The sequence below is a fragment of the Photobacterium panuliri genome (assembly GCF_059920555.1).
Genome location: NZ_CP197192.1, coordinates 1252623 through 1278460 on the forward strand (window position 1 = coordinate 1252623; position 25838 = coordinate 1278460).

Below are 25838 nucleotides of genomic sequence, written 5' to 3' on the forward strand. Positions count from 1 at the left end.
GCAGATTCACTATGGCTTCAAATGAATTTGACCTAATTGCCCGTTATTTCGAGCAGCAGGCAGTGACCCGCAAGGATGTTGCTTTGGCTATCGGGGATGACTGTGCCTTGTTGGATATTCCAGCAGGAAGCCACCTTGCCGTGAGTACCGACTCGCTGGTGGCCGGTACCCATTTTTTGGCCGAGGCCGATCCGCAGTGGGTTGCCCATAAAGCATTGGCTTCAAACCTGAGTGATTTGGCGGCGATGGGTGCGGCACCTGCCTGGATATCGTTGGCATTGACTATGCCAGCGCCGGACGAGGCATGGTTGGCAGAGTTCTGTAAGGGTTTCTTTGCCCTGGCAGAGTATTACAATGTTCAATTGGTCGGTGGCGATACCACCAAGGGGCCGCTGAGCATCACCCTGACGGTACATGGCTTTGTGCCACAAGGGCAGGCACTGACCCGAAGCGGGGCAAAAGCCGGAGACTGGTTGTATGTGACCGGCAATCTTGGTGACAGTGCGGCAGGTTTGTCGTTGATCCTCGGTGAGCGGGCGTGCCGTGATGAGGCGCTGGCAAGCACCTTGATTGACCGCCATTACCGTTCGCAGCCGCGGTTGCTGGCTGGGCAGGCCCTGCGCCAAATTGCTTCTGCGGCATTGGATATCTCTGATGGCCTTGTTGCCGATTTGGGGCATATCCTCAAGCGCTCCGGGGTGGCCGCCGAGATCGATGTCGATAAGCTGCCGTTGTCAGATGAGCTGCGGCAGTTTGAACCTGATTTGGCCAAAGCCCAGCAGCTAGCCCTTAGCAGCGGTGAGGAGTACGAGTTGTGCTTTACTGTGCCGGAGCAAAATCGTGGCGCGCTGGAAACGGCCTTGGCCCATACCGGGGTTAAAGCAACCTGTATCGGCCGGATCCGAGTTGGCAGCGGGCTATCGTTAGTTAAAGCCTCTCAGCCGTTGGACTGGCAGTTGGCCGGTTATGATCATTTTGCGGAGTAAGTTGTGGTAAATCCGAAAGAGAAAATCATTCTGAGCAATCCTTGGCATTTGTTGGCGACGGGATTTGGTAGCGGCCTGTCACCGGTTGTACCGGGAACGATGGGCACATTGGCCGCCGTGCCGTTTTATTTTCTGCTGGCCCAATTGCCGTTTGTCGCTTATCTGGCAGTTGTTGCCGTCTCTGCTGTTATCGGGGTGGCAATTTGCCAGAAGACTTCCGACGATATGGGCGTGCATGATCACGGCAGTATCGTCTGGGACGAGTTTGTCGGCTTTTGGATCACCATGGCGATAGCCCCTGCGGCAACTTGGCAGTGGGTGCTGGCAGGTTTTGTCCTGTTCCGCTTCTTTGACATGGTCAAGCCGTGGCCGATCAGCTGGCTCGACAAGCATGTCCACGGCGGATTTGGGATCATGGTGGATGATATTCTGGCTGGTTTCATGGCGATGATTGCACTGTGGGGCGTGGGTAACTGGCTTGGCTGGTAATCGTGCCGTTATCGGCGAAGGCCCCTTGTTATGAATGGATAACGAGGGGCTTTTTTTTATCGCTCTGATCAAGGTTTCCTCCACGATATGCAACCGCTCGTCTAGGCTTGAAAATAGCGATGACAAGAGTGGTGTGATATGGATGGATTACGTAATGTATTGATATTGTTATTGGTGTTTTTATGGGGGGGAGGTGGCAGCCCCTCTAGTGCGATAGCACAAGTGTACCCCTCTACGGCGACAGGGTGGGTGCTTCCGGGAGCATGGCAAAAACCATTAGCACCTGCCATGTTTAAGACCCCCGATGATGTCAAACAATGGGAAGCCGCCCATGCCGATATTATTTTTGGCAGTTTGCAGGATGTTGCCAAAAATACCCAGACCATTGCTCTGGGCTATATGTACAGCCAGAAATGGGATTGTCGCCCCGGGCGTCAAGAAGCGTGGATGCACCGACAGGCCATGCGGCAAGGGTTCGATCCTGAGAATATGTATCTGCACTATGGTGAGGATACTGTATTGAAGGTACCTGTGATCAATAGCGGAATGGCCGCTCTGCTAAACGGGAAGCCATACCATCTGCTGTTAGTGCGTGACGGTAACTTTTCGACGGCTCGTTTGCCAATGCGTATCACCTCCGCCGATACGCTTTTTGCGATTTCAGCATACCCTAGTCAAGATGTCATTATTGACGCCCATGCTACGCCAACAGTGGCGTTGAGCCAGCCAAATACCGCGGGGGATATCGGGCAATGGCGCTCAGTAAAGATGGCATGGCAGCCTGTTAACGCGAGCAATTCCCCCTCAGCGGGCTCGGCATGGCAAGGGGAACGGTTAGATCAGATCGCATGGCAGCCTGCATTGGCTCGTTATCAAGGGCGAATGTTGAATTCAGGCCTGAAAGCCTTGGATGACGGGCTGCCAGTATGGGTCATGGCATTGTCGTGGCCTGTTGACGGTACGGTTCACGCAGTGACGTTTCAGCCGTGGATCTCCACAAAGGGCGATGCCATGCATTTCCCGGGGTGGGATGATCGAAATGATCAGGATGGCGATGGCTGGGTGAATAATCAAGAGTGGGGGGCACGTGCTAATACTGCGGCCAGTGCCCGCTTTCGTCATCAGGCTCGGGTCATTCCGGCTGGGCACATGTGGCCCAATACCTGTTGGTATCGCACTAATTTTACCGCTCCAGCCATCAATACCCTGCATGCGCAATGGTATCGCCATGATTGGCAGCAACAAGGTCTGAGCGGGGCCTATAACGATGATATGGCAAAACTGCTTGGTGAAAATCAGTTTTCTCTGTTGTCGGGGGGAACACTCATTGAAATCACCCATCCTGTCGGCCATCAACACACCTCAATGATTTATGCCCAACAGATGGCCAATTTCTTACAGTTGGTGAAGACAACGACGAAAACGCAGTGGCTTGCTGCCAATATATCGGAGTTAAACCTCTGGGAATATGCAGCGTGGCCTACTGCTTTTCGGAATGTCATGGATGTATGGCTGCGGGAGCATTATTTGAGCCCGGCTGTGGGTTTGGAGCGTTTGCAACGAAAATGGGACAGCTTTGCGCTGGCGAAACGTGATGATAAAAGTCTGATTATGGTGACGACCAAAGGCGGGCGAAGCAGCCAGAACCCTCTTAGCCCTGAGGCATGGAACCAAGATATAGCCACCGGGCTGGCCTTGTACTATTTATTTAACATTCCAGGCCAGACGTATTACCACAGCTGGAATCAGACATTCTACTACGGCAGCGGTAATACTGACGTCAGTAAAGATAATCCCACAAATTCGACGTGGTATCGTGGTGGCGTGCCGAAGAACTGGGCCTATCAACCTAGCGCCATGCTGCGAGTCGCCATCGGTAGCCCCGTTAATGCTCCGGCTGGCTATCCCCCTGTATATTGGCAGAGCAAGGTAGACAAAGCGCCCTCATCGCATGATGTGATTAAAATCAATCAAACAGAGCGCGTGCCACTCAATCCTGCAAACTGGTTTTGGCTGTACCGCAGTGGTTGGTGGGGGGAGTTTCCGGAAGAAGGGGTGATTGCCCGTCAATATAGCGAGGGGCTGGTGGTATACCGAGCCACACGCATTCATGATGATCCCCATTTTTTCCATGCCACACCGCGTCGCGTCTCATTGCCCGGCGAATATCAGCGCGTGAATGTCGATGGGTCACTCAGCCAGCCTGTGCGTCACATTGAGTTAAAAGGGTATGAAGGGGTGGTGTTAAAGCGCTACCCCAGCAGGTAATTTGCGCTCAGGCGAAATAAAAACACCTCATGACGAGGACTCGAACATGAGGTGCTTATTTAATCGTGATACCAATTGCTGTGGTTAATCAGCAAGGTAGGCGCGGATCTGCTTTTCAATACCCGGGCCATCGATCTCAAGCATGGCATGAAGCTCTGCTTGGGTTCCCTGCTCGATAAAGCGGTCCGGCAGGCCGATGTTTAGCACGGGGCGCAGGACTTTTTTCTTCATCAGCAGCTCGTTGACACCACTACCGGCACCGCCGGCAATCGCATTTTCCTCTACAGTTACCAGCACATCATGTGATGCCGCGAGTTCGAGGATCAGGGCCTCGTCGAGCGGTTTGACAAAACGCATATCGGCAACGGTAGCGTTGAGGTTTGCTGCTGCTTCAAGAGCATAGGCCAGCGTCGTACCAAAGTTGAGGATAGCAACGCTTTCGCCTTCACGGCGAACGATGCCTTTGCCGATTGGCAAGGCCGTCATGGTTTTTTCTGGTACCGCGCCGGTACCGCTGCCGCGTGGGTAGCGAACCGCGCTTGGACCATTGTGGCGATGGCCGGTATAGAGCATTTGGCGACATTCGTTTTCATCGCTCGGCGTCATGATCACCATGTTGGGGATGCAGCGCATGAAGCTCAGATCGAACGAGCCTTGATGGGTTTGGCCGTCGGCACCGACTAGTCCGCCGCGGTCAATGGCAAACATGACCGGGAGATCCATGATGGCGACATCATGGATCAGCTGGTCGTAACCGCGCTGGAGGAAGGTCGAGTAAATCGCCACGACCGGATTGTAACCGCCAATGGCCAAGCCCGTAGCCAGCGTCACAGCGTGCTGCTCGGCAATCGCCACATCGAAGTACTGGTCAGGATATTCCTTGGAGAAGCGTACCATGCCTGAGCCCTCGCGCATCGCGGGGGTGATCGCCATCAGCTTGCTGTCTTCGGCTGCCATGTCGCACAGCCAGTCGCCGAAGATGTTTGAGAACGTCGGTTTGCTCTTGGCTTTGGGGATCGGATTTTGGGTCAGATCGAACTTGGGTACGGCATGGTAGTTGATCGGGTCGGCTTCGGCTGGAGCATACCCTTTGCCTTTCTTAGTCATGATATGCAGGAACTGCGGCCCTTTGAGGTTGCGCATATTCTTGATGGTCTTGACCAGCTCTTCGACATCGTGTCCGTCGACAGGACCGATGTAGTTGAAGCCCAGTTCTTCGAACATGGTGCCAGGGACAACCATGCCCTTCAGGTGTTCCTCTGCACGCTTGACCAGCTCTTTGATCGGCGGTGCACCGGAAAGGACTTTCTTGCTGCCTTCTCGGATCGTGGTGTATAGGCTGCCGGAAAGCAGGCGGGCAAGGTGGTTGTTCAGCGCTCCGACGTTTTCCGAAATAGACATTTCGTTGTCGTTGAGGATCACCAGCATGTCAGGATGGACATCACCGGCATGGTTCATCGCTTCGAATGCCATCCCCGCGGTGATAGCCCCGTCACCGATCACACTGACTACTTTGCGGCCTAGGCCTTCTTTCTCGGCGGCGATAGCCATGCCTAGCCCGGCGCTGATCGAGGTCGAGGAGTGGCCGACAGACAGGACGTCATACTCGCTCTCTTCACGCCACGGGAACGGGTGGATACCATTTTTCTGGCGGATCGTCTGCATCTGCTCGCGGCGTCCGGTCAGGATTTTATGTGGGTATGCTTGATGACCGACATCCCAGATCAAGTGGTCAAACGGAGTGTTGTATACATAGTGCAGGGCGACCGTCAGCTCGACGGCACCTAAACCAGAGGCAAAGTGGCCACTGCTTTGGCTTACCGACTTGAGTAGGTAAGTACGTAATTCGTCACACACTGCAGGCAGGCTTTCGACTGGCAGCAGGCGGAGCTCATCTGGCGTATCGGCCAGAGCCAGATGAGGGTATTTTGAAATATCCAGTGTCATATCATTCACGGCGCTTGTGGTTATCAGGTCAGCTAACCCTAGTTATTGCGCTCGATGACGTATCGGGCAAAAACTTCTAATTGCACTGTATTGTAGGGTATCGCATCTAATGCGTGTAGCGCCTGTTGATACAGTTGTTGTGCTTTTGCCTTTGCGCCATCCAACCCGAGAAGAGCGGGATAGGTACTTTTGTCCAGCTCGATATCCGAACCCTGCGGTTTGCCGAGGGTCTCGGTATCACTAATTACGTCAAGAATATCGTCTTGGACTTGAAACGCCAACCCAATTGCATCGGCATAGTGATCGAGCTGCGGTAAAACCGCGATCCCTTTTTCGCCGGCAGCCAGCGCACCAAGACGGATGGCGCAGCGGATCAGGGCGCCAGTTTTGTGGCGGTGGATGGTTTCAAGCTGCTCAAGGCCGACGTGTTTACCTTCGGCGTCTAAGTCGAGCGCTTGCCCCATGCACATACCAGCCGCACCCGAGGCGCGGGCCAATTCCTGAACCATCGCGATACGTTGACTATTGCCGTCGTTACTGAGCGGACCGCTGGCAAGAATTTCGAAGGCCAGGGCTTGTAGCGCATCACCGGCAAGGATTGCATTGGCTTCGTCGAAGGCAATGTGGCATGTTGGCTGGCCGCGGCGCAGGGCGTCGTCGTCCATAGCCGGCAGATCGTCGTGGATAAGCGAGTAGGCGTGGATGCACTCGACGGCGGCTGCCGGAGTGTCCAAGTCTTCCTGCTGCGCTCCCAGCATCATACCGGTGACATAGGTCAAAAACGGGCGAGCTCGTTTCCCGCCAAGCAAGGTACCGTGCCGCATTGCTTTGATCAGGGTCTGATCAGCAAAAGGCTGGCGATCAATCCAGTCACCCAGTTGTTGGTTGTTGCGTTCCTGGAAGTGCAGCAGGGACTGCGATAGTGACGACATGTTATTCATTATCGGTTTCAAAATCAGTCAGAGGCGCATTGTCATCGGCTTGGAGCAGGATCTCAACACGCTGTTCGGCTTCGGTCAGCTTTTGCTGGCTGGCTCGGGCCAGTGCGATACCGCGCTCGAATTTTCTCAGTGCGTCTTCTAGTGCGATATCCCCAGATTCCAGCTCATTGACGAGGGAATCGAGTTCGTCCAGTGCGGCTTCAAAAGCCATATTTTCCGGTTTCTTGGCTGCCATAATCTTGTCGTTTCTTTTGTCGTGTCCGCAAAATAGCGTAGAGCGTAATAAGGGTCAAATTATCGCACAGGAATGTGTGCCGCAGGCAAAAAAAATCATCTTTTACGCTTTGAGGCTAAATCAATTTAGTGTTCTGCCGATAAAACGAGGAACTTAATTGTCGTGGTTTTGCCAATCGTCTATTGAAAGACCCTTGCGGTAGGATAAAATGCCGCGGTTTGAATCACATAATAATGTAACAGCAGGAGACTACTAGGTGGATTTAGCGACCCTTATCGGATTGGTTGGGTCCTTTGCTTTTGTCATTATGGCAATGGTGATGGGCGGAAGCTTCGGCATGTATGTCGATACCCAGTCGATATTGATTGTAGTATGTGGCTCTATGTTTGTTGCAATGATGCAATACAGTATTGGCCAGTTTTTCGGTGCCGCGAATATTGCGTTGAAAGCCTTCATTTTCAAATCTGACAATCCTGAAGATTTGATCGCCAAGATCGTCGAAATGGCTGATACGGCACGTAAGGGCGGTTTTTTGGCATTGGAAGAAATGGAAGTGGAGAACAGCTTCTTACGCAAGGGCATTGATCTGCTGGTTGATGGCTACGATGCGGAAGTGGTACGCGCTACCTTGCAAAAGGATATTTCGCTGACCAATGAGCGCCATGAGCAGGGTATCAGTATTTTCAAGGCGCTGGCTGAGGTTGCCCCGGCAATGGGGATGATCGGTACGCTGGTTGGTCTGGTGGCGATGCTGTCGAATATGGATGATCCGAAATCGATCGGTCCGGCGATGGCTGTTGCGTTGCTGACAACGTTGTACGGCGCGATTATGGCCAACATGATGCTGTTGCCTATTGCCGCTAAGCTAGGGTTACGCAAGGACGAGGAGAAGCTTAACCGCCGCCTGATCCTTGATGGAGTATTGGCAATTCAAGATGGTCAGAACCCGCGGGTGATTGATGGTTATCTGAAAAACTACCTCCATGAAAAGAAACGTATAATCGCAACTGACGAAGAATAGGGGGCGTAATGGAAGACGGACATAAGTGCCCTCCTCCCGGTTTGCCGCCGTGGATGGCAACTTTTTCGGATTTGATGACGTTGCTGATGTGCTTCTTCGTGTTGCTGCTATCGTTTTCCGAGATGGATGTATTGAAATTCAAGCAGATAGCCGGTTCTATGAAGTTCGCTTTCGGTGTCCAGAATATGCTGGAAGTGAAAGACATCCCGAAAGGAACCAGTGTGATTGCCCAGGAGTTTAGGCCGGGACGTCCCGAGCCGACGCCGATTGAGGTGATCATGCAGCAGACGATTGACATGACCAATCGCAGCTTGGATTTTCACGATGGGGATTCGGCCCGCGCTGGCGGTACGATGCGAGATGCCGGTGATAAAAACGGTGGTAAGCATGCCGATACCTCGGTGCTTGATCTTGATACAGAAAGTGCTGAAGAGCCTAGTGAGGCCCAGAACAAGCTGAAGAACTCCCTTGAGATTGCGTTGAACCGTGAAATCGAGGAAGGCTCGATAGAGCTGGAGAACCTCGGCCAGCAACTGGTGATCCGCATTAAAGAGAAAGGGGCGTTCCCTGAAGGTTCCGCCTTCTTGCAGCCGAAGTTCCGGCCGCTGGTCCGGCAGGTGGCGGAATTGGTGAAGGATGTCCCTGGTATCGTCCGGGTATCGGGCCATTCTGATAATCGGAAGCTGGATTCTGAGCTTTACCGTTCCAATTGGGATCTGTCTGCACAGCGAGCGGTATCTGTCGCTCAGGAGATGGAGAAGGTGAAGGGCTTTGACCATATGCGCCTGCGTGTGCTGGGTCTGGCTGATACCCACCCACTCAATAAGAACAAGACCCCGGCTGAGCGTAAGGCCAACCGACGGGTGGAAATCTCGGTGATGCAGGGTGAACCGTATTACACCGATGAAATTCCAAGTGAAGCCAGTAAAACTAAGTAAACCATTCAGCCTCGCGAGTCGAGGCTGAATTTTTTGTGGCAGGCAATTAGTACAGTGCGGGCAGGGATAAAAAAACTGCCTACACTATAGAGAAATACGGCGTTCCTGCCCGTGTGGCATGGGGCGGCGGTAAACCCATTTTTTCTGGGCTGGCAGGTGAGCTTACATCATGCGGGACGACATCCTTGTTTCGGCAATAGCCCGCTTGCTGTATAATCCGCGCCTTTGATCCTTTTTGGCAATGTTTGGCCCAGTGTAGCGAAGCGTGTTATGAAATTTATCGTTAAACCCCATCCTGAGATTTTCGTCAAGAGTGAGTCTGTTCGTAAGCGCTTTACGCGAATCTTGGAGTGCAACATCCGCGTGATCCTTCAGCGCGTGTCTGATTCCATCGCGGTTTACAACCGCCGTAGTTATATCGAAGTGTCTTCGAAAGACGAGTCGCTGCGCGATGACGTGCTGACAGTACTGACGCAGACTCCGGGTATTCACCATGTGCTTGAAGTGAAACAAAGTGAATTTACCGATCTGCACGATATCTACGAGCAGACGCTGGCACATGTTCGCGACCAGCTGGAAGGCAAGACATTCTGTGTTCGTGCCAAGCGCGTCGGCAAGCATGATTTTACCTCTATTGAGCTTGAGCGCTATGTAGGTGGTGGCTTGAACCAAGCGGTTGCAACCGCCTCTGTGAAGCTGAAGAACCCAGATATCACCGTCCGTGTCGAAGTTGAAGACGAAAAGCTCAACCAGATCCTTGCCCGTCACAAAGGCCTTGGTGGTTTCCCGCTAGGCACGCAGGAAGATGTACTGAGCCTGATTTCCGGTGGCTTTGACTCCGGCGTATCTAGCTACCTGCATATCAAGCGCGGCAGCAAGGTGCATTACTGTTTCTTCAACCTAGGCGGTCCGGCTCACGAGATCGGTGTTAAGCAGGTTGCCCACTTCTTGTGGAAGAAGTACGGTTCGTCGGCTAAGGTGAAGTTTATTGCCATTGACTTCGATCCAGTTGTTGGCCAGATCCTTGAGAATATCGACGACGGCCAGATGGGCGTTGTGCTTAAGCGCATGTTCATGCGTGCTGCTGGTATGGTGGCCGAGCGTCTGGGGATCCAGGCTCTGGTAACGGGTGAGGCGCTAGGTCAGGTATCAAGCCAGACTCTGACCAACCTACGTCATATCGATGGCGTGACGGAATCTCTGATCCTGCGTCCGCTGATCAACTGGGACAAAGAAGACATTATCAACGTGGCGCGTGAAATCGGCACGGAAGATTTTGCCAAGACCATGCCTGAGTTCTGTGGCGTGATCTCGAAGAGTCCAACCGTGAAGGCGGTCAAAGAGAAGCTGGAAGCAGAAGAAGCGAAATTTGACTTCACGATCCTAGAGCGAGTGGTTGCCGAGGCCCGTATTATGGATATCCGTGCTATCGAGAAAGAGAGCCAGGAAAAAGCCCCAGAAATCGAGCTGGTAGACCAGATCGACCAAGGCGCAATTGTGCTTGATATCCGTAGCCCGGACGAAGAAGACGAGAACCCGCTGGAAATCGACAACGTTGAAGTCAAGCACCTGCCGTTCTACAAACTGGCAACCCAGTTTGGCGATCTGCCGCAGGACAAGACGTACCTGCTTTACTGTGATCGCGGCGTGATGAGCCGCCTTCAGGCGCTGTACCTGAAGGAAAACGGTTTTGACAACGTGAAGGTATACCGTCCGTAATCGGGCAGTAGCTGGAAATTACAAATAAAAACGAGAGCCTAGGCTCTCGTTTTTTTTCGTCGCAACAGCAGGTTTGTCAAACCGAGTACGATGCTTATTAGCGTGTTTCGCCTTTTGGCATGATGTCAAAGTGCATGTGCGGCCACATCACCATCGGCTCGGCGACATCTGCGGCAAGGGGTTTGCCGGCTAGCTGGGCGATGATCGCCAGTGCAAATTCCTGCGAGGTGCCGGGACCTTGGCTGGTCAGCAAGTTGTCATTTTTGTCATAGACAACCCGCTTAACGCGGAGCTGTTGCTCCGGAATATGGCTGTGGAAGGCAGGGTGGGCGGTCATGATTGCCTTGGGGAAGAGCTGGTGGTGTACAAAGACCAGCGCCGGCGCCGCACAGATAGCCGCGACCAGTTTGCCGTCGAAATGGTGCTGTTTGACGAACTCGATAACCAGCGGGCTGTCACGGAAACATTCCGATCCACCAAGCCCGCCCGGCAGTACCACGCAGTCGAACTGCTCGTCGGCAATTTTGGCCAGTGCGACATCGGCGACCAGCTTGATCCCGCGCGAACCGGTGACGATCAGCTCGCCGTTGGAATCGGCGCTGGCGGTGGTAACGTCGAAACCTGCCCTTAGCAGGATATCAATCGTATTGATCGCCTCCATTTCTTCCGTACCCGGTGCAATGCAGACGGCCACGCGGATGGGGGTTGCGGTTGACTGATCAATGGTCATGGTAGTGTTGCTCCAGTTGTTTGATTTGCTGCCACAGGGCGCGGTTGGCCGGTACGGCGATGCCGTGGCTATCGGCCCGGGCTATCAGATACCCGGTAATATAGTCGATTTCGGTCGTCCTTTGGTGATAAACATCCTGATTCATGGATGATTTGTTGGCAGCCGTCGCCGAGATGACGGCGGAGGTTTGCTCGAGCAGGTCGGTGACTGTCGTCGGGTAGCCCTCAGCGGACATGACTACGGCCACTTCTTCGCAGATCTGTGTAAGCTGCGGGGTAAATTCACTCAGTGCCAGATGGCCGTTACGGCATTGCAGAATCGCAGTCAGCGGGTTGATCGCACAGTTGATGGCCAGTTTTTGCCACAGGGCCCGACGAATATCCAGAAGCCATTGGCATGGGGCAAGGGCCTGATCGAACACGGCGGCCAAGTGTTGGTATTGCTTTCCTGCCGGGTTCATCGCCCCGAGCCGGGTCGGCCCCAATCCGGTATGGGTAACCCCCTGTTCGGTGCGAAGCGCGCCCTGAGCCGTGGTCGCGTAGAGTATCGGATGGCCGGGCAGTTGGTTGAGTACGGTATCGTGAGTGCCCATACCATTGTGCATCACCACGATAGGGGTAGTGGGTGGGAGTAGGTCTTCCACTGTTGCCAGTGCCGCATGTAGCTGGAATGCCTTGACCGTAAAGATCACGATATCCGCCTGTGCAAGCTGGGTGGGGTCGTTGGCCTTAAATGGCCATGTCTGGATTTTTTCATCTCCCAACGGCTGGAAGCGGATTTCGCATTGGTCGGTGTTATGCCGGGTCCAGAGATGTACCTGATGGCGGGCGGCGAGCCGGCAGGCCCATAGTGAGCCGACGGCTCCCGCCCCGACGATGGTGATTTTCAACAGTCGTATCCTTTACTCGTTGGCAGGAGGTTAGGATACCACTGCTGGGTAAATTCCGCGGAATCAGAATTTATAGGTGACGGAAAAGTAGTGGCTGATCCCAGTGGACTCGAAGCTGTCGCTGTCTTCTATCAAGTAGACATCGTTATAGAGCTTGAATCCATAGCCGACCGAGTAACGGTTGGAATGCCAGTAGAAGCCATTGAACATCACCCCACCGTGATTGGCCTGCGAGTTGCCCTTGAAGGTGTCGTCAGCGGCAAATTGGTAGTCGATATAGCCCTGGTAGGCAATAAAGCTGTCGTTGCTGAAGGTGTAGAAGGGCTTGAACCAGTTGGTAGAGAGTTGGAGACCATTCCAGTCTTTGTTGTTGATATCGTAAAGGCCGTAGAGGTTAAGCCCCACCTTGCCAAACCACGGGACTTGGATGTCGGAGCCTATTCCCCAGAACGAATTGTTGACTGGGGGGAAGTCGCTTTCTTTCGAGTAGCCGCCGTCCCAGTTGAATAGGGTAGCGATGTAGAGTTCCTGAACTGGCCCGAACGAGAGGTCGGTTTTGGTCATGGCGTCAAGAGATGCCCGGGGGGCAAATTTCATAAATATCTTCGGGCGGTTATTCTTGTCACTACCGTCATGGTCGGTGAGGTCGAAGACGTCGACGTAACCATAGAGGTCAAAGATTCCAGAGCGGCCGCCAAATTCCATTTCTAGATAATCGTGTCCGGAAGGGTCATCGGGGGCGCGAGGGAGTTCTTCGAGGGCATACATCAAGTTGAACTGCAGCCATTTGTAATCATTCTTATGGATGTCATCGGAATAGTCGACGGCCAACCCCAAGGGGGAGAAGGCGAGGGAAGCACCTAAACAGGATAATTTTAGAATATTATTCATGATGAGATCTCTAACCATTTGCCATTGCTTGTTCTCTGAATTTTCTTTCCGGTGCCGTGATGGGACCGCAGGAAAAAGACCAGAGTATTGTGATTGTCGAGGAGGGACTCCTCTTAGTGATAAAGGCTAGTGGAAACTCTCAAGTGTGGGGCAGGGTCTTCACGACGTTGCTGCTATCGTGCAAATAGGGAGGGATTCGTCTTGAAAAGAGCTGTAATAATAAGCACTAAACTGCAATGTCTCGTTAGTGATTACTATCTTAGTATTGAGAGGGTATAAAAAAAGCACCCGAAGGTGCTTTTTTTATGTAAGAGAACTTATTAGAAGTTGTACTTAACAGAGTAGATCATTGCGTTGTCGTGACCCTGCTGACCTAGCTTGTTGTAGGCGTAGCGGTACTGAACACCGGTAGTTACAGACTCTGTAACGTTCCACCATAGTGCCAGCGCGCCGTTTGCTGTTAGGTCGTCGCTTTCGCCAGACGTTGCTAGGTATGCGTCGTCACGGGCAAATTCTGTTTCGTGCCAGTTAGACACCATGAAGCTCTCGCCGAATGCCTTGAAGTTGTACATTGCAGACCAACCAAGCATACCGCCGTTCATGCCTGAGAACGAACCCGTCGCTTCTGGGCCAAATGTCTTGGTAGTGATGGTGTGGTGGAAACCAACCCATGGGTTGAATGCCCAGTTGTCACCGCTGAAGCTGTAAGACATACCCAATACGGTGTTTTGTGCTGTGAAGCTGTTGCTGTTGGTGTTGTACAGCTGACCGTAACCGCGTAGTTCTTTCAGGCCAGTTTTAACCGCGATAGAACCTTTGATTGACGTACGTACATCGTCAGTACCGTTTTCTAGGTTTTCTAGATCCGCGAAACCGTATAGTTCACCCCAGCTAAAACCTGCACCGCCTTCAAGCTCAAGGTAGCTGAAGTCTTCTTTGCCAGAACGGTTTTCTGTGCCGTTTGACCAGTCAAGGTAGTTTACGCTTACGTTACCAAAACCGTATAGGTATTCAGCTTGGGCAGGAACCGCTGCCGCTGCAGCCAATACGCTCAGTGCTACTAGTGATTTACGCATGGGTTAAACTCTCGCTAATTGTGTATGTCATAACTGGGCTTTTGGGCTGCCCTTATTGTGTTGGGAGGATTCTATTGCTTTACATCACCTTTGGGAATGTAACGGTTGCGCAAACCTTTGCGAGTTGTGACCATGATCTCCTGTAATCGATTACATTTCATGTGTAAAGTGAACTGGCGCGTATTTTTTACGCAAGAAAAGGTATTTTTTTTGAGCTTGATGTGAATGAGATCAAGAGGGGGGCAGCGTAGTATGCCGATTTGGGTGGGGAAAAATTTATTTTTTGGGGCGGCTTGATGTTTATCAACAAAAAACCGCCCCTAAATGTCAATTTGGAATTTATTTGTTGGGGTTTGGCTCGCTGCGGTGGAACAACGCTTGCCGTTTGGTGATCATTGAAATCAAAATCAGTACCGGTAACCCGATCAGCGCGGTTGTTAAGAAGAAGGTATTGTAGCCAAAGTTGTCGACATAGACCCCGGAGAAGCCAGCAATGAACTTGGGGAAAAGCAGCATGATTGAGCTGAACAGTGCGTATTGGGTGGCCGAGAAGGCGACATTGGTCAAGCTCGACATGAAGGTGATAAACGCCGCTGTCGCGATGCCTGCGCTGAGATTATCCATCGAGATCACGAGAGCCAACATCGGCAGTGAATTGCCAATCAGCGAGAAGATCATGAAAACCAAGTTGGTGGCGGCTGATAGTACCGCACCGAGGGCAAGAACCCGCATGGTATCGTATTTGCTCACCAGCATGCCGCCCAATGCCGCTCCGACTAGGGTCATAACAACCCCGTAGATCTTCGAGACCGAAGCGACATCGGTTTTGCTAAAGCCCATGTCATAGTAAAAGGCATTGGCCATTACCCCCATCACGACATCGGAGATTCGGTAGCAGCTAATCAGTGCCAGCAATAGCATCGCATGCTTGCCATAGCGGTCGAAGAAGTCTTTGAACGGCATGACTGCAGCGGTATAGAACCAGGCGGTCAGGCGGGCAGTACGTGGTGAAAACCCACGCTCAAGCAATTGGTTGCGATACTGTTTTTCGACATTGTCAATTTGGCTGCTGTCGATCTTAGGCTCGTGGATGCAAAGGGCTGTGATGAGGCCGACCAGCATTAGGCTGGCCATGATCAGGTAGGCGATCATCCAGCCGCTCGGATCATAGCTTGTATTGGATCCAAACCAGGCGGCAAAGGCAAGAGCCCCGGCTCCGGCCATGATCATTGCAAGACGGTAACCTGTCATATAGGCGGCTGCGAGGGCGGCTTGCAGTCGCTCTGTCGCCATTTCGATCCGGTAGGCGTCGATGACGATGTCCTGCGAGGCTGACGAGAATGCGACGATCACGGCAAATACTGCCAGCTGGATTAGATCACCCTGCGGGTTGCTAATTGCCATGCCCGCCAGTGAGGCGATGATCAGCAGTTGCGAGAACACCATCCAGCCCCGTCGCCGGCCAAGTTTGTGGGAGAAGAAGGGGACAGGGAAGCGATCAATAAGCGGTGACCAGATCCACTTGAAGCCGTAGGCCAGTGCGACCCAGCTGAAAAAGCCGATATCGGTACGGCTGACCCCTGCTTCTCTCAGCCAGAATGATAAGGTGCCGAAGACCAGCAGTAGCGGTAGGCCGGACGAGAAGCCGAGGGCAAGCATGATCAGGACTTTTTTCTCGAGATAGACCCGCCAGCCTTGTTGGTTGTTGTCGAACGATTGCTCCATGGCTTCCTCTGATAAGTGGGACAGTACTGCGAAGGCGCATTATATCAGCGCTGGGGTTGAAATCGGTATAGTAGCAAGCCGTGAGGCAAATTCAGTAAAAATCACGTAAAAGCGACAGGGGAAGGATAAATCGAGAGACGAGGCTTGGCGGCGCTACCACCGCCGACTGACTAAGGCCTGATCCCTTGGATGTTGGCGGGACGATCGCCAATGCCCAATAGGTACTGGGCGGCACAACTGACTTTGTATTGGATGAAGTTATTGCCCAGCAGCTCGTGTTCTTCGAGAGATTCCAGCAAATGCATCAGATACCAGTAGGTTGATTCGTAATTATTTTGTGGTGAGCCGGAGGGGATGGAGAGTTTCCACCAATCGTGAAGGTGCTCAGTGACGGTGATCTTCATCGACTCATAGTCGACATCACCATAAATAGTCCCTAAGGCACTGATGGCGATGGCGGGGGCATATTCTTCGATATGCAGGGCAATTTGCTCGGGAGGAAGCTCCGGGGCGGAAGCGATGATTTTAAGCATAACGGTCACCTGGCCATAGGGCAGGCCAAGTGACCTTACCTATGTCTACTTTTTGAGAACTTCAATAGCTTCAATAACTATAGGCTGCTGAGGGTAATCTTTCATACCCATAGATCGGATAGTCGTGGTCGGGATTTCAGTCATTTTTTCAATAACTGAGAAGCCTTTCACAACTTTTCCGAAAACGGCGTAGCCCGGATTCATCGGACTCGCATCAAGGAAGTTGTTGTCCTTGTAGTTAATGTAGAACTGACGGGTTGCCGAGTTTGGATCTTGGGTACGAGCCATCGCAACAGTAGCCCGCAGGTTACTTAGGCCGTTCTTGGCTTCGTTCTTGATAGGGGCGTAGCTAGGCTGGCGCTTGAGATCTTTATCAAACCCACCGCCTTGAGCCATGAAGCCCGGGATCACCCGGTGGAAGATGGTGCCGACATAGCTGCCATCTTCAACATAGCGCAGGAAGTTCTGGCTTGATACCGGGGCACTCTTCTCGTCAAGTTGGATGACAAAATCCCCTAGGTTGGTATCGACTTTGACCTGAGTGGCTGCGCTGACGGGCAGCGCCAGACAGAGTAGCAATGAGGCAAGGGCGCGGGCCATTATAGGTTCTCCTGAAGGTAATGGTTTAGCTCTGGATCAGCATAGATGTCTTTGAGCACCGCGGTGATCAGGTTATCCATTGCCGTTTGCATATCTTCGATGGATGCGCTCATCGCACCGGTACGTTCTGACTTGCCCGAATAGCGCTTGATGAATTGGCCTTTCGGGGTCTCGACGACAAGCTGCAGTTGTAGCTTGCTGATAAGATCGTGGCTCATCACGCTGTGCTTGACGTTGACCATCGCCTCAAGAATATCCAAGCGCAACGTGTCTTTGCTGTCGGCGGTGATGGTGTAGCCTTGGGCGCTCAACTGACGGTTCAAGGCGTCTTCAAGGGTGGTACGCAGGTTCTGTGAGCTATGCAGAGGCTGGACATTTTCCCGGCCACTGTCGACAACGGCGATGAACTGTGCGGTACGCAAATCACGGCTGTTGAGAGACAGGGTCTTGCCGTTTACGCTTGGCTGGGCGGCAATGACGGGTTGCGGGGTCAGGGTAAGCTGGGGCTCCGACGGTGTCGAGCAGGCTGTCAGCGCGAAAACCGAAGCGGCCACAAGAAGCTTTTTCATAGTGATACTGTCCTTAACAAAAAGAGCAGCTGCTCGGCAGCTACTCGCAAAGAGGCGATATTATGACTTAGTCGATTGATAGATAACAAACTTGTTGTTTTGTGCCACGACAGTGACATTGCCAAACAAGCGTTTTAGCTTGTCGTTGTAGCCTAGATGGCGGTTACCGATCACCCATAGTTTGCCGCCTTGACGCAATACATGGCGGGCATCGCAGAACATCTGCCAGGCAATATGGTCGGTGATGGTGTTTTGCTGGTGGAACGGTGGGTTGCACAGAACCAGATCCGTATCGTCAGCAGGCATCCCCTCAAGGCAGTTGTTGACGACTGCCGTTAGCTGGCTTGGATCGGAGAGGTTGATGTTTGCATTGTGGCGGCAGGAGGCTGCGGCCATGAAGCTTTCGTCAACACATACGATCTTGGCGTCGGGATTGAGTTGGGCTGCTTTGATGCCGATCACCCCGTTACCACAGCCTAGATCGACAATTTTCTCATAACGGTTGTCAGCAGGAAGGTGCTCAAGGAAAAAGCGGGCGCCGATATCCAAACTTTCGCCAGAGAAAACGTTGGCATGGTTGGTAAGGGTCAGCCCATGCTCTTGAACTTGCCATTCAAGAGGGGCGGGTAGCGGTTGTGACAGCTCAGGATTGACTTGGCAGAAAATCAAACGTGCCTTCTTGACCGCCAGCGAGGTCTTGGTGTCCCCAAGGTATTTTTCGAATAGCTTGAGGGTCGATGTATGGATCTCTTTCGCTTTTGCTGCGGCAATGACCATAGTACCAGCAGGTAGAGACTGGCAGAGTTGTCGTAGCTGCCAGCTTAGCAAGCGGTTGTTTTTCGGTAGTTTCAGCAATACCAGTTGCGGGGCATCAGGGAGGGCCGCAAGACAATCGCTGAGAGTGACCTCATCTAGCTGGTTAGCATTGAGGTTGGCGAGTGTCGCTTGCTTGGCGATAAATGAATCCGTGACCGAGACGACCTTGCCGTACTGGGAATACCAGCATCCCAGTGCTCCGAAGCTGTCGTTCATCAGCAGAATAGGGCGGTCTGGATCCAACGCGTCGTAATTCTCACTGACGTAGTTGATCAGGTATTCATCTGCTGCATCCCATGCCTGCAGGGTTTCGTTTTGCCTTACTGGATAGCGCTGCAGCTGCAGCGTACGCCCGTGTAGGGATAGCTCAGGTTTCATTAACGGTTACTTTACGGTATGTTTACTCAATTGGCTGATATTTTCGCAAAACCAGCCTGTCCTGCAAACTTATTTATGACCTTGAAGAGAAAACATGGCTGCACCGTTGGCGGATGAAGCCCGAGGATAAGTACGATGATAGTCCAGCAACGAATTAAAGAAAAATTGGAACAGGCGTTCTCCCCCCTCCAGTTGGAAGTGGTCAATGAGAGCTATATGCACAATGTTCCTGCTGGTTCAGAAAGCCATTTCAAAGTGGTGGTCGTTAGTGCCCAGTTTGAAGGAATGCGCCTGATCGCTCGTCATCGGGCGGTGAATGCGGTGTTGGCAAATGAGCTGGCCAATGATATCCATGCCCTTGCGATGCATACCTATACCGAAAGCGAGTGGCAAAACCTATTTGACGGCGCGCCTGATTCACCGGCATGCCGTGGCGGTTCCAAATTTGACCAGTAGGCCTCTGTTATTAAGAGGCGGGCGTTTTTGATGTTCGCCGAAGATATGAAAAACCGCGTTGAAGCGGTTTTTTTTTCGCCGAAAATTTGAATGTGACGACAACAATCTTTGGTTATTTTGTATACAATTCGGTATTCGCACACCACGGCCGGGTCTCTACGTGACTCCCGTAAAAGAAAGCAAATGGTATGCCTTAGGGGTATCAGAGCAATGGTGGTGGGGCAAGCTGCTATTATTATCCGGGTGGTAGACTCGGCGTGTCAGTAGGTAACGCAGAATGCGTGAATGCAGCGAACAATGTTAACAGCCATTAACATTGAGACATCTTTGAAACAATAGGCTTATCGGGTTCTTTGCTTGTATGTTGCTGATGTAGGCGATTTGTTGGTCTTTTATTAACACTGAAGCAAAAGTGAAAAAAACATTATAAAAAGCATGGATTTTTGCTTTTGTGCGTTAGTTCAAAATAATCAGCATATGACAGTATTGCGTTTAAAGAGTTAGCCGATTTTCAGCCTGTTTAGTGTGGTTTGGCATGGTAAAATCCCGTGGATTAATGGTAAAATCCCGGCCTCAAATTTACTCGCGGCGTAAGTTGTGACGAGTAGGTAAATTGGATGTTGCGGTGCTGGTGGTTACGTCAGCTTCGGACGAAGGAAAGTCGTGTCTAAATTGCGCAATAGAAAAATTTTTTCCCGTTAATGTAGTGCAAGTGCGTATGATTACAATAAAGAAGGGTTTGGATATCCCAATTTCGGGGACTCCTGCCCAGGCGATAAATGATGGCAAGGCCATCACCCGTGTCGCCTTGCTTGGCGAAGAATATGTTGGTATGCGTCCTACAATGCATATCCGCGTAGGGGATGTAGTGAAAAAAGGTCAGATTCTTTTTGAAGACAAGAAGAACCCTGGCGTTAAGTTCACTGCTCCAGCCAGCGGCAAGGTTGCAGAAATTAACCGTGGTGCGAAGCGTGTTCTTCAGTCTGTAGTGATTGATGTAGAAGGCGACGAGCAAGTTACGTTCAACAGCTATGAAGCAAACCAGCTAGCGCAACTAGAGCGTTCGGCAATTGTGGATCAGTTGGTTGAATCTGGTATGTGGACTGCGCTTCGTACGCGTCCTTTCAGCAAGGTGCCTGCCATCGATGCTGAAACCCAGGCTATCTTCGTAACAGCCATCGATACTAACCCACTAGCAGCTAACCCAGAAGTTGTTATCAACGAGCAAAGCGACGCGTTTGTTGCTGGCCTGACTATTTTGTCTCGCCTAACAAGCGGCAAAGTCATGGTTTGTAAATCTGGTGCTAGCCTTCCTCGTTCAAACGAAGCCAATATCGAAGAGCACGTATTCAACGGCCCGCACCCTGCAGGTCTAGTTGGTACGCACATTCATACTCTATTTGGCGCAAGCGTGCAGAATGTGGCATGGCACATCAACTATCAGGACGTGATTGCTTTCGGTAAGCTGTTCCTGACTGGTGAGCTATTCACAGATCGCGTTGTTTCTCTGGCTGGTCCAGTTGTGAACAAGCCACGTTTGGTACGTACTCAGATCGGTGCATCTCTAGAGCAGCTTACTGACTCTGAGCTGATGCCAGGCGAGCTACGTGTGCTTTCAGGCTCTGTTCTGAACGGCATTCACGCAGTGGGCCCGCATGCTTACCTTGGCCGCTACCATCTTCAGGTTTCTGCTCTTCGCGAAGGTCGCGAGAAAGAATTCCTGGGCTGGATTGTTCCTGGTAAGAACAAGTTCTCTGTAACCCGTTCTTTCATCAGCCAGTTCTTCCCTGGTCAGTTGTTCAACATGACAACGACAACCAACGGTTCTGAGCGTGCGATGGTGCCAATCGGCAACTACGAGCGTGTCATGCCGCTGGATATCGAACCAACGCTACTTCTTCGTGACCTGTGTGCAGGTGATATTGACAGTGCAGCCCAGCTTGGTGCACTTGAGCTTGATGAAGAAGATCTAGCACTATGTACGTTCGTATGTCCAGGTAAGTATGAATTTGGTCCAATGCTACGTCAGTGCCTGGACACAATTGAGAAGGAAGGGTAATTCATGGGTCTCAAGAATTTACTCGAGCAAGTTGAGCACCACTTTGAGCCAGGTGGTAAGCACGAGAAGTGGTTTGCGCTGTATGAAGCGTTTGCGACTCTTATGTATACCCCAGGTCAGGTAACACGTGCTGGTTCTCATGTGCGTGACAGCATTGACCTGAAGCGTATCATGATCATGGTATGGTTTGCGGTATTCCCAGCGATGTTCTGGGGTATGTACAACACTGGTCACCAGGCTATTGTTGCGCTAAACCACCTATACGCTGGTGAGCAGTTGGCTGCAGTTATTGCAGGTGACTGGCACTACTGGCTGACTCAGATGCTGGGCGGCACCATGTCAGTTGACGCTGGCTGGGGTAGCAAAATGCTACTGGGTGCGACCTACTTCCTACCTATTTACGCAGTTGTTTTTGCTGTGGGTGGTTTCTGGGAAGTCCTATTCTGTATGGTTCGCAAGCATGAAGTTAACGAAGGTTTCTTCGTAACATCAATTCTGTTTGCTTTGATTGTACCGCCAACACTACCACTTTGGCAGGCAGCCCTAGGTATTACCTTTGGTGTTGTTGTCGCAAAAGAAATTTTCGGTGGTACAGGCCGTAACTTCCTGAACCCTGCGCTTGCAGGCCGTGCGTTCCTATTCTTTGCATACCCAGCTCAGATCTCTGGTGATCTAGTATGGACTGCAGCGGATGGTTTCTCTGGTGCAACTGCACTGAGCCAGTGGGCTCACGGTGGTCAGTCAGCAGTGGTTAACACGGTAACTGGCGATGCAGTAAGCTGGATGGATGCCTTCATTGGCCGTATTCCAGGTTCAATCGGTGAAGTATCAACGCTAGCCATCATTCTTGGTGGTGCGATGATCGTATTCATGCGAATCGCTTCATGGCGCATCATTGCCGGTACTATGGTCGGTATGATTGCGACGTCTACGCTGTTCAACATCATCGGTTCTGACACTAACCCAATGTTCAGCATGCCTTGGCACTGGCACCTAGTTCTGGGTGGTTTTGCGTTCGGTATGATGTTCATGGCAACCGATCCAGTGTCTGCTTCATTTACTAACAAAGGTAAGTGGTGGTACGGCGCACTAATCGGTGCAATGGCTGTTATGGTTCGTGTGGTAAACCCTGCGTACCCAGAAGGTATGATGCTAGCAATTCTATTTGCTAACCTATTCGCACCTCTATTTGACAACCTTGTGGTTCAGGGCAATATCAAGCGGAGACTAGCTCGTCATGGCAAGTAATAACGATAGCATTAAAAAGACGCTGATTGTTGTTATCGCACTGAGCCTAGTGTGCTCTATCGTGGTATCAGCTGCAGCTGTTGCACTGCGTCCTCTACAGCAGAAAAATGCGGTACTTGACGTTCAGCGTAACATCCTTTCAGTGGCTGGCCTTCTGCAAGACGGTACTGACGTTACTGAAACTTACCAGAAGTTCATTGAGCCTAAACTGGTAGATCTTAAAACCGGTGAGTTCGTTGCTCAGTCTGAAACAGGTGCTACACCTGCTCAGTACAAGCAGCGTGATGCAGCGAAAGATCCTGCGCAGTCTATCCGCCTTACTGGCGAGCAAGACAAAGCGAAGATCATTCGTCGTGCTGACATCGCAACTGTTTACCTAGTGAAAAATGCGAACGACAAAGTTGAGAAACTGATCCTGCCTATCCACGGTGGCGGTCTGTGGTCAATGATGTACGCATTCATCGCAGTAGAAACTGACGGTAACACCCTTGCGGGTATTACTTACTACCAGCAGGGTGAAACTCCTGGATTGGGTGGTGAGATTGAGAACCCAACATGGCGTGCTCAGTTCGTTGGTAAGAAGATGTTTGATGACAACAACAAACCAGCAATTCGTATTGTTAAAGGTGGCGCTCCAGAGGGTGACATCCACGGTGTTGACGGCCTATCTGGCGCAACATTGACTGCGAATGGTGTTCAGCACAGTTTCGACTTCTGGTTGGGTGACATGGGCTTTGGTCCATTCCTAGCTAAAGTGCGTGCAGGAGAACTAAACAATGGCTGATACTAAAGAAATGAAGAAGATTCTGTTCGGGCCGTTTATCGACAACAACCCGATCGCGCTTCAGATCCTTGGTGTGTGTTCTGCTCTGGCAGTAACCACTAAATTGGAAACAGCTTTCGTAATGACACTGGCGGTAATGTTTGTAACCGCATTTGCGAACTTGTTTGTTTCTCTGATCCGTAACCATATTCCAAACAGCGTACGTATCATCGTTCAGATGGCGATCATCGCATCATTGGTAATCGTGGTTGACCAGGTGCTAAAAGCTTACCTGTACGATATCTCTAAGCAGCTATCTGTATTCGTAGGTCTGATCATCACTAACTGTATCGTAATGGGCCGTGCAGAAGCGTACGCAATGAAATCTGCGCCATTGCCATCGTTCCTTGATGGTATCGGTAACGGTCTAGGCTACGGTTTCGTATTGATCACTGTTGCTTTCTTCCGTGAACTACTAGGTTCTGGCAAGCTATTCGGTATCGAAGTGCTTCCTCTAGTGTCTAACGGTGGTTGGTACCAGCCAAACGGCATGATGATCCTAGCACCATCAGCGTTCTTCCTGATCGGCTTCATGATCTGGGTTATCCGTACCATCCGTCCAGAACAAGTAGAAGCGAAGGAGTAAGGGGACCATGGAACATTATCTAAGCCTTCTAGTTCGTTCGATCTTCATCGAGAACTTGGCACTGTCGTTCTTCCTAGGTATGTGTACATTCCTAGCGGTATCGAAAAAAGTGAAAACTTCTTTCGGTCTGGGTGTGGCAGTAACAGTGGTACTGGCTATCGCCGTACCAGCCAACAACCTGATCTACAACCTGCTGTTGAAAGACGGCGCGATTGTGGCGGGTGTTGACCTTAGCTTCCTGAACTTTATTACGTTCATCGGTGTGATTGCAGCACTGGTACAGATCCTAGAAATGGTTCTGGACCGCTTCTTCCCACCACTATATAACGCGCTAGGTATCTTCCTGCCGCTGATCACCGTTAACTGTGCGATCTTCGGTGGTGTATCTTTCATGGTACAGCGTGATTATAACTTTGCTGAATCTGTCGTTTACGGTATTGGTTCAGGTATTGGTTGGACGTTGGCCATCGTTGCGCTTGCGGGTATCCGTGAGAAGATGAAGTACTCAGACGTACCTCCAGGTCTACGTGGCCTAGGTATCACATTCATCACCGTTGGCCTTATGGCGTTGGGCTTCATGTCCTTCTCCGGCGTTCAGCTGTAATCAGGATAAAAGGAATAATCAATGGATATTATTCTTGGTGTAGTTATGTTCACCCTGATTATCCTGGCTCTAGTTCTAGTGATTCTATTCGCTAAATCTAAGCTGGTACCATCAGGTGACATCACTATCTCAGTAAATGGCGACCCAGAAAAAGCGATTACAACCGCTGCGGGTGGCAAGCTGCTAGGTGCCCTAGCAGGTAGTGGTATTTTCGTATCATCAGCGTGTGGTGGTGGTGGTTCATGTGGTCAGTGCCGCGTGAAAGTTAAATCTGGCGGCGGTGACATTCTGCCAACAGAGCTTGACCACATCACAAAAGGTGAAGCACGTGAAGGCGAGCGTCTGGCGTGTCAGGTAAACGTGAAGTCCGACATGGACATCGAGCTACCTGAAGAAATCTTCGGTGTTAAGAAGTGGGAATGTACTGTTCTTTCTAACAACAACGAAGCTACCTTCATCAAAGAGCTTGTGCTTCAGATCCCTGAAGGTGAAGAAGTACCGTTCCGTGCCGGTGGTTACATTCAGATTGAAGCTGAACCACACCACATTAAATACGCTGACTTCGATATTCCAGAGGAATACCGTGGTGACTGGGACAAGTTCAACCTGTTCCGTTACGAGTCTATCGTGAAAGAGCACTCGATCCGTGCTTACTCTATGGCGTCATACCCAGAAGAGAAAGGCCTGATCAAGCTGAACGTACGTATCGCGACTCCGCCGCCAAACAACCCAGACGTACCACCAGGCGTAATGTCTTCGTACATCTGGTCTCTGAAGGCTGGTGACAAGTGTACTATTTCTGGTCCATTCGGTGAGTTCTTCGCGAAAGACACTGATAACGAAATGGTATTTATCGGCGGTGGTGCTGGTATGGCACCAATGCGTTCTCATATCTTCGACCAGCTTCTACGCCTGAAATCTAAGCGTAAGATGACTTACTGGTACGGTGCCCGTTCTAAGCGTGAAATGTTCTACGTAGAAGATTTCGATACGCTAGCAGCGGACAACGAGAACTTCGAGTGGCACGTTGCTCTGTCTGATCCACTGCCAGAAGATAACTGGGATGGTTACACAGGCTTCATCCACAACGTGATTTACGAGAACTACTTGAAAGATCACGAAGCACCAGAAGACTGTGAATACTACATGTGTGGTCCACCGATGATGAACGCAGCCGTAATCGGTATGCTGAAAGATCTTGGTGTTGAAGACGAAAACATCCTACTGGATGACTTCGGGGGCTGATAAGCCTTGACCCGCTAAATACTGGCTGGCTCTGTATGGAGCCAGCCTTTTTTCATAATAATAGAT

Annotated in this window: 25 protein-coding genes; 13 read left to right on the forward strand and 12 right to left on the reverse strand. The window is 51.4% G+C overall.

Annotation, left to right across the window (positions count from 1 at the left end):
- Window positions 1–11 precede the first annotated feature (11 nt).
- From thiL to ACSF8X_RS05960, 3 genes are all read left to right on the forward strand, one after another.
- The gene (thiL, locus tag ACSF8X_RS05950) at window positions 12–986 is read left to right on the forward strand and encodes a thiamine-phosphate kinase (RefSeq protein ID WP_500850910.1); all 975 of its coding nucleotides are present in this window, start codon (window positions 12–14) and stop codon (window positions 984–986) included.
- A gap of 3 nt (window positions 987–989) precedes the next feature.
- The gene (gene pgpA, locus ACSF8X_RS05955) at window positions 990–1475 is read left to right on the forward strand and encodes a phosphatidylglycerophosphatase A (RefSeq protein ID WP_500850911.1); all 486 of its coding nucleotides are present in this window, start codon (window positions 990–992) and stop codon (window positions 1473–1475) included.
- Window positions 1476–1763: 288 nt separating this feature from the next.
- The gene (locus ACSF8X_RS05960; protein ID WP_500850912.1) at window positions 1764–3743 is read left to right on the forward strand and encodes a hypothetical protein; all 1980 of its coding nucleotides are present in this window, start codon (window positions 1764–1766) and stop codon (window positions 3741–3743) included.
- 84 nt (window positions 3744–3827) lie between these two features.
- Here ACSF8X_RS05960 and dxs read toward each other — a convergent pair whose 3' ends face one another.
- Genes dxs through xseB form a run of 3 tightly spaced genes read right to left on the reverse strand, consistent with a single transcriptional unit; the run spans window position 3828 to window position 6866 of the window.
- Entirely contained in the window at window positions 3828–5690 is a 1863-nt protein-coding gene (gene dxs, locus ACSF8X_RS05965) for a 1-deoxy-D-xylulose-5-phosphate synthase (RefSeq protein WP_047878818.1), read from the reverse strand.
- A 38-nt stretch (window positions 5691–5728) separates the two neighbouring features.
- Window positions 5729–6631 carry a (2E,6E)-farnesyl diphosphate synthase gene (gene ispA, locus ACSF8X_RS05970; RefSeq protein ID WP_047878817.1) on the reverse strand — a complete coding sequence of 301 codons (903 nt, stop codon included), beginning with the start codon at window positions 6629–6631 and terminating at the stop codon, window positions 5729–5731.
- Window positions 6624–6866, reverse strand: a complete 243-nt coding sequence (gene xseB / locus ACSF8X_RS05975) for an exodeoxyribonuclease VII small subunit (RefSeq protein ID WP_047878816.1) — start codon at window positions 6864–6866, stop codon at window positions 6624–6626. The genes ispA and xseB overlap by 8 nt, the downstream gene beginning before the upstream one ends.
- Window positions 6867–7122: 256 nt before the next feature.
- Here xseB and pomA point away from each other — a divergent pair, with 256 nt between their 5' ends.
- From pomA to thiI, 3 genes are all read left to right on the forward strand, one after another.
- On the forward strand, window positions 7123–7887 hold the full coding sequence (pomA, locus tag ACSF8X_RS05980) for a flagellar motor protein PomA (RefSeq protein ID WP_047878815.1): 765 nt from the start codon (window positions 7123–7125) through the stop codon (window positions 7885–7887).
- A gap of 8 nt (window positions 7888–7895) precedes the next feature.
- Window positions 7896–8825 carry a flagellar motor protein MotB gene (locus ACSF8X_RS05985; RefSeq protein WP_047878814.1) on the forward strand — a complete coding sequence of 310 codons (930 nt, stop codon included), beginning with the start codon at window positions 7896–7898 and terminating at the stop codon, window positions 8823–8825.
- A 270-nt stretch (window positions 8826–9095) separates the two neighbouring features.
- Window positions 9096–10544, forward strand: a complete 1449-nt coding sequence (gene thiI, locus ACSF8X_RS05990; protein WP_500850913.1) for a tRNA uracil 4-sulfurtransferase ThiI — start codon at window positions 9096–9098, stop codon at window positions 10542–10544.
- Window positions 10545–10641: 97 nt separating this feature from the next.
- Here thiI and ACSF8X_RS05995 read toward each other — a convergent pair whose 3' ends face one another.
- The 9 genes from ACSF8X_RS05995 to ACSF8X_RS06035 all read right to left on the reverse strand — a co-directional run bounded on the left by ACSF8X_RS05995 (window position 10642) and on the right by ACSF8X_RS06035 (window position 18751).
- Window positions 10642–11274, reverse strand: a complete 633-nt coding sequence (locus ACSF8X_RS05995) for a DJ-1 family glyoxalase III (protein WP_047878812.1) — start codon at window positions 11272–11274, stop codon at window positions 10642–10644.
- Complete coding sequence (gene panE / locus ACSF8X_RS06000) at window positions 11264–12163, reverse strand: 2-dehydropantoate 2-reductase (protein WP_500850914.1); 900 nt, start codon at window positions 12161–12163, stop codon at window positions 11264–11266. Before panE ends, ACSF8X_RS05995 begins: the two co-directional genes overlap by 11 nt.
- 63 nt (window positions 12164–12226) lie before the next feature.
- Window positions 12227–13057: a nucleoside-specific channel-forming Tsx family protein gene (locus ACSF8X_RS06005; protein ID WP_205626070.1), complete on the reverse strand. Its 831-nt coding sequence runs from the start codon at window positions 13055–13057 to the stop codon at window positions 12227–12229.
- A gap of 317 nt (window positions 13058–13374) precedes the next feature.
- Window positions 13375–14130: an outer membrane protein OmpK gene (locus ACSF8X_RS06010; protein WP_047878809.1), complete on the reverse strand. Its 756-nt coding sequence runs from the start codon at window positions 14128–14130 to the stop codon at window positions 13375–13377.
- Window positions 14131–14469: 339 nt separating this feature from the next.
- Window positions 14470–15855: an AmpG family muropeptide MFS transporter gene (locus ACSF8X_RS06015; RefSeq protein WP_047878808.1), complete on the reverse strand. Its 1386-nt coding sequence runs from the start codon at window positions 15853–15855 to the stop codon at window positions 14470–14472.
- Window positions 15856–16025: 170 nt separating this feature from the next.
- Window positions 16026–16388 carry a hypothetical protein gene (locus ACSF8X_RS06020; RefSeq protein WP_047878807.1) on the reverse strand — a complete coding sequence of 121 codons (363 nt, stop codon included), beginning with the start codon at window positions 16386–16388 and terminating at the stop codon, window positions 16026–16028.
- Between the two features lie 45 nt (window positions 16389–16433).
- Entirely contained in the window at window positions 16434–16988 is a 555-nt protein-coding gene (locus ACSF8X_RS06025; RefSeq protein ID WP_500850915.1) for a peptidylprolyl isomerase, read from the reverse strand.
- Window positions 16988–17557 carry a YajG family lipoprotein gene (locus ACSF8X_RS06030; protein WP_500850916.1) on the reverse strand — a complete coding sequence of 190 codons (570 nt, stop codon included), beginning with the start codon at window positions 17555–17557 and terminating at the stop codon, window positions 16988–16990. The genes ACSF8X_RS06025 and ACSF8X_RS06030 overlap by 1 nt, the downstream gene beginning before the upstream one ends.
- 60 nt (window positions 17558–17617) lie before the next feature.
- Window positions 17618–18751, reverse strand: a complete 1134-nt coding sequence (locus ACSF8X_RS06035; RefSeq protein WP_047878804.1) for a methyltransferase — start codon at window positions 18749–18751, stop codon at window positions 17618–17620.
- A 138-nt stretch (window positions 18752–18889) separates the two neighbouring features.
- Between ACSF8X_RS06035 and bolA the strand changes: the two genes are divergently transcribed.
- The 7 genes from bolA (at window position 18890) to nqrF (ending at window position 25772) form a co-directional block, all read left to right on the forward strand.
- Window positions 18890–19207, forward strand: coding sequence for a transcriptional regulator BolA (gene bolA, locus ACSF8X_RS06040; protein WP_205626069.1), 318 nt, complete (start codon window positions 18890–18892; stop codon window positions 19205–19207).
- Window positions 19208–19925: 718 nt separating this feature from the next.
- A complete protein-coding gene (locus ACSF8X_RS06045; RefSeq protein ID WP_047878802.1) occupies window positions 19926–21266 on the forward strand; it encodes a Na(+)-translocating NADH-quinone reductase subunit A in 1341 nt (446 codons plus the stop codon).
- 3 nt (window positions 21267–21269) lie between these two features.
- The gene (locus tag ACSF8X_RS06050; RefSeq protein ID WP_047878801.1) at window positions 21270–22514 is read left to right on the forward strand and encodes an NADH:ubiquinone reductase (Na(+)-transporting) subunit B; all 1245 of its coding nucleotides are present in this window, start codon (window positions 21270–21272) and stop codon (window positions 22512–22514) included.
- Window positions 22504–23298 carry a Na(+)-translocating NADH-quinone reductase subunit C gene (locus ACSF8X_RS06055; protein WP_047878800.1) on the forward strand — a complete coding sequence of 265 codons (795 nt, stop codon included), beginning with the start codon at window positions 22504–22506 and terminating at the stop codon, window positions 23296–23298. Before ACSF8X_RS06050 ends, ACSF8X_RS06055 begins: the two co-directional genes overlap by 11 nt.
- Window positions 23291–23923: an NADH:ubiquinone reductase (Na(+)-transporting) subunit D gene (locus ACSF8X_RS06060; RefSeq protein WP_047876591.1), complete on the forward strand. Its 633-nt coding sequence runs from the start codon at window positions 23291–23293 to the stop codon at window positions 23921–23923. Before ACSF8X_RS06055 ends, ACSF8X_RS06060 begins: the two co-directional genes overlap by 8 nt.
- Before the next feature lie 7 nt (window positions 23924–23930).
- Window positions 23931–24527, forward strand: coding sequence for an NADH:ubiquinone reductase (Na(+)-transporting) subunit E (nqrE, locus tag ACSF8X_RS06065; RefSeq protein WP_047878799.1), 597 nt, complete (start codon window positions 23931–23933; stop codon window positions 24525–24527).
- 21 nt (window positions 24528–24548) lie between these two features.
- Entirely contained in the window at window positions 24549–25772 is a 1224-nt protein-coding gene (gene nqrF, locus ACSF8X_RS06070; protein ID WP_047878798.1) for an NADH:ubiquinone reductase (Na(+)-transporting) subunit F, read from the forward strand.
- The last annotated feature ends 66 nt before the right edge of the window (window positions 25773–25838 follow it).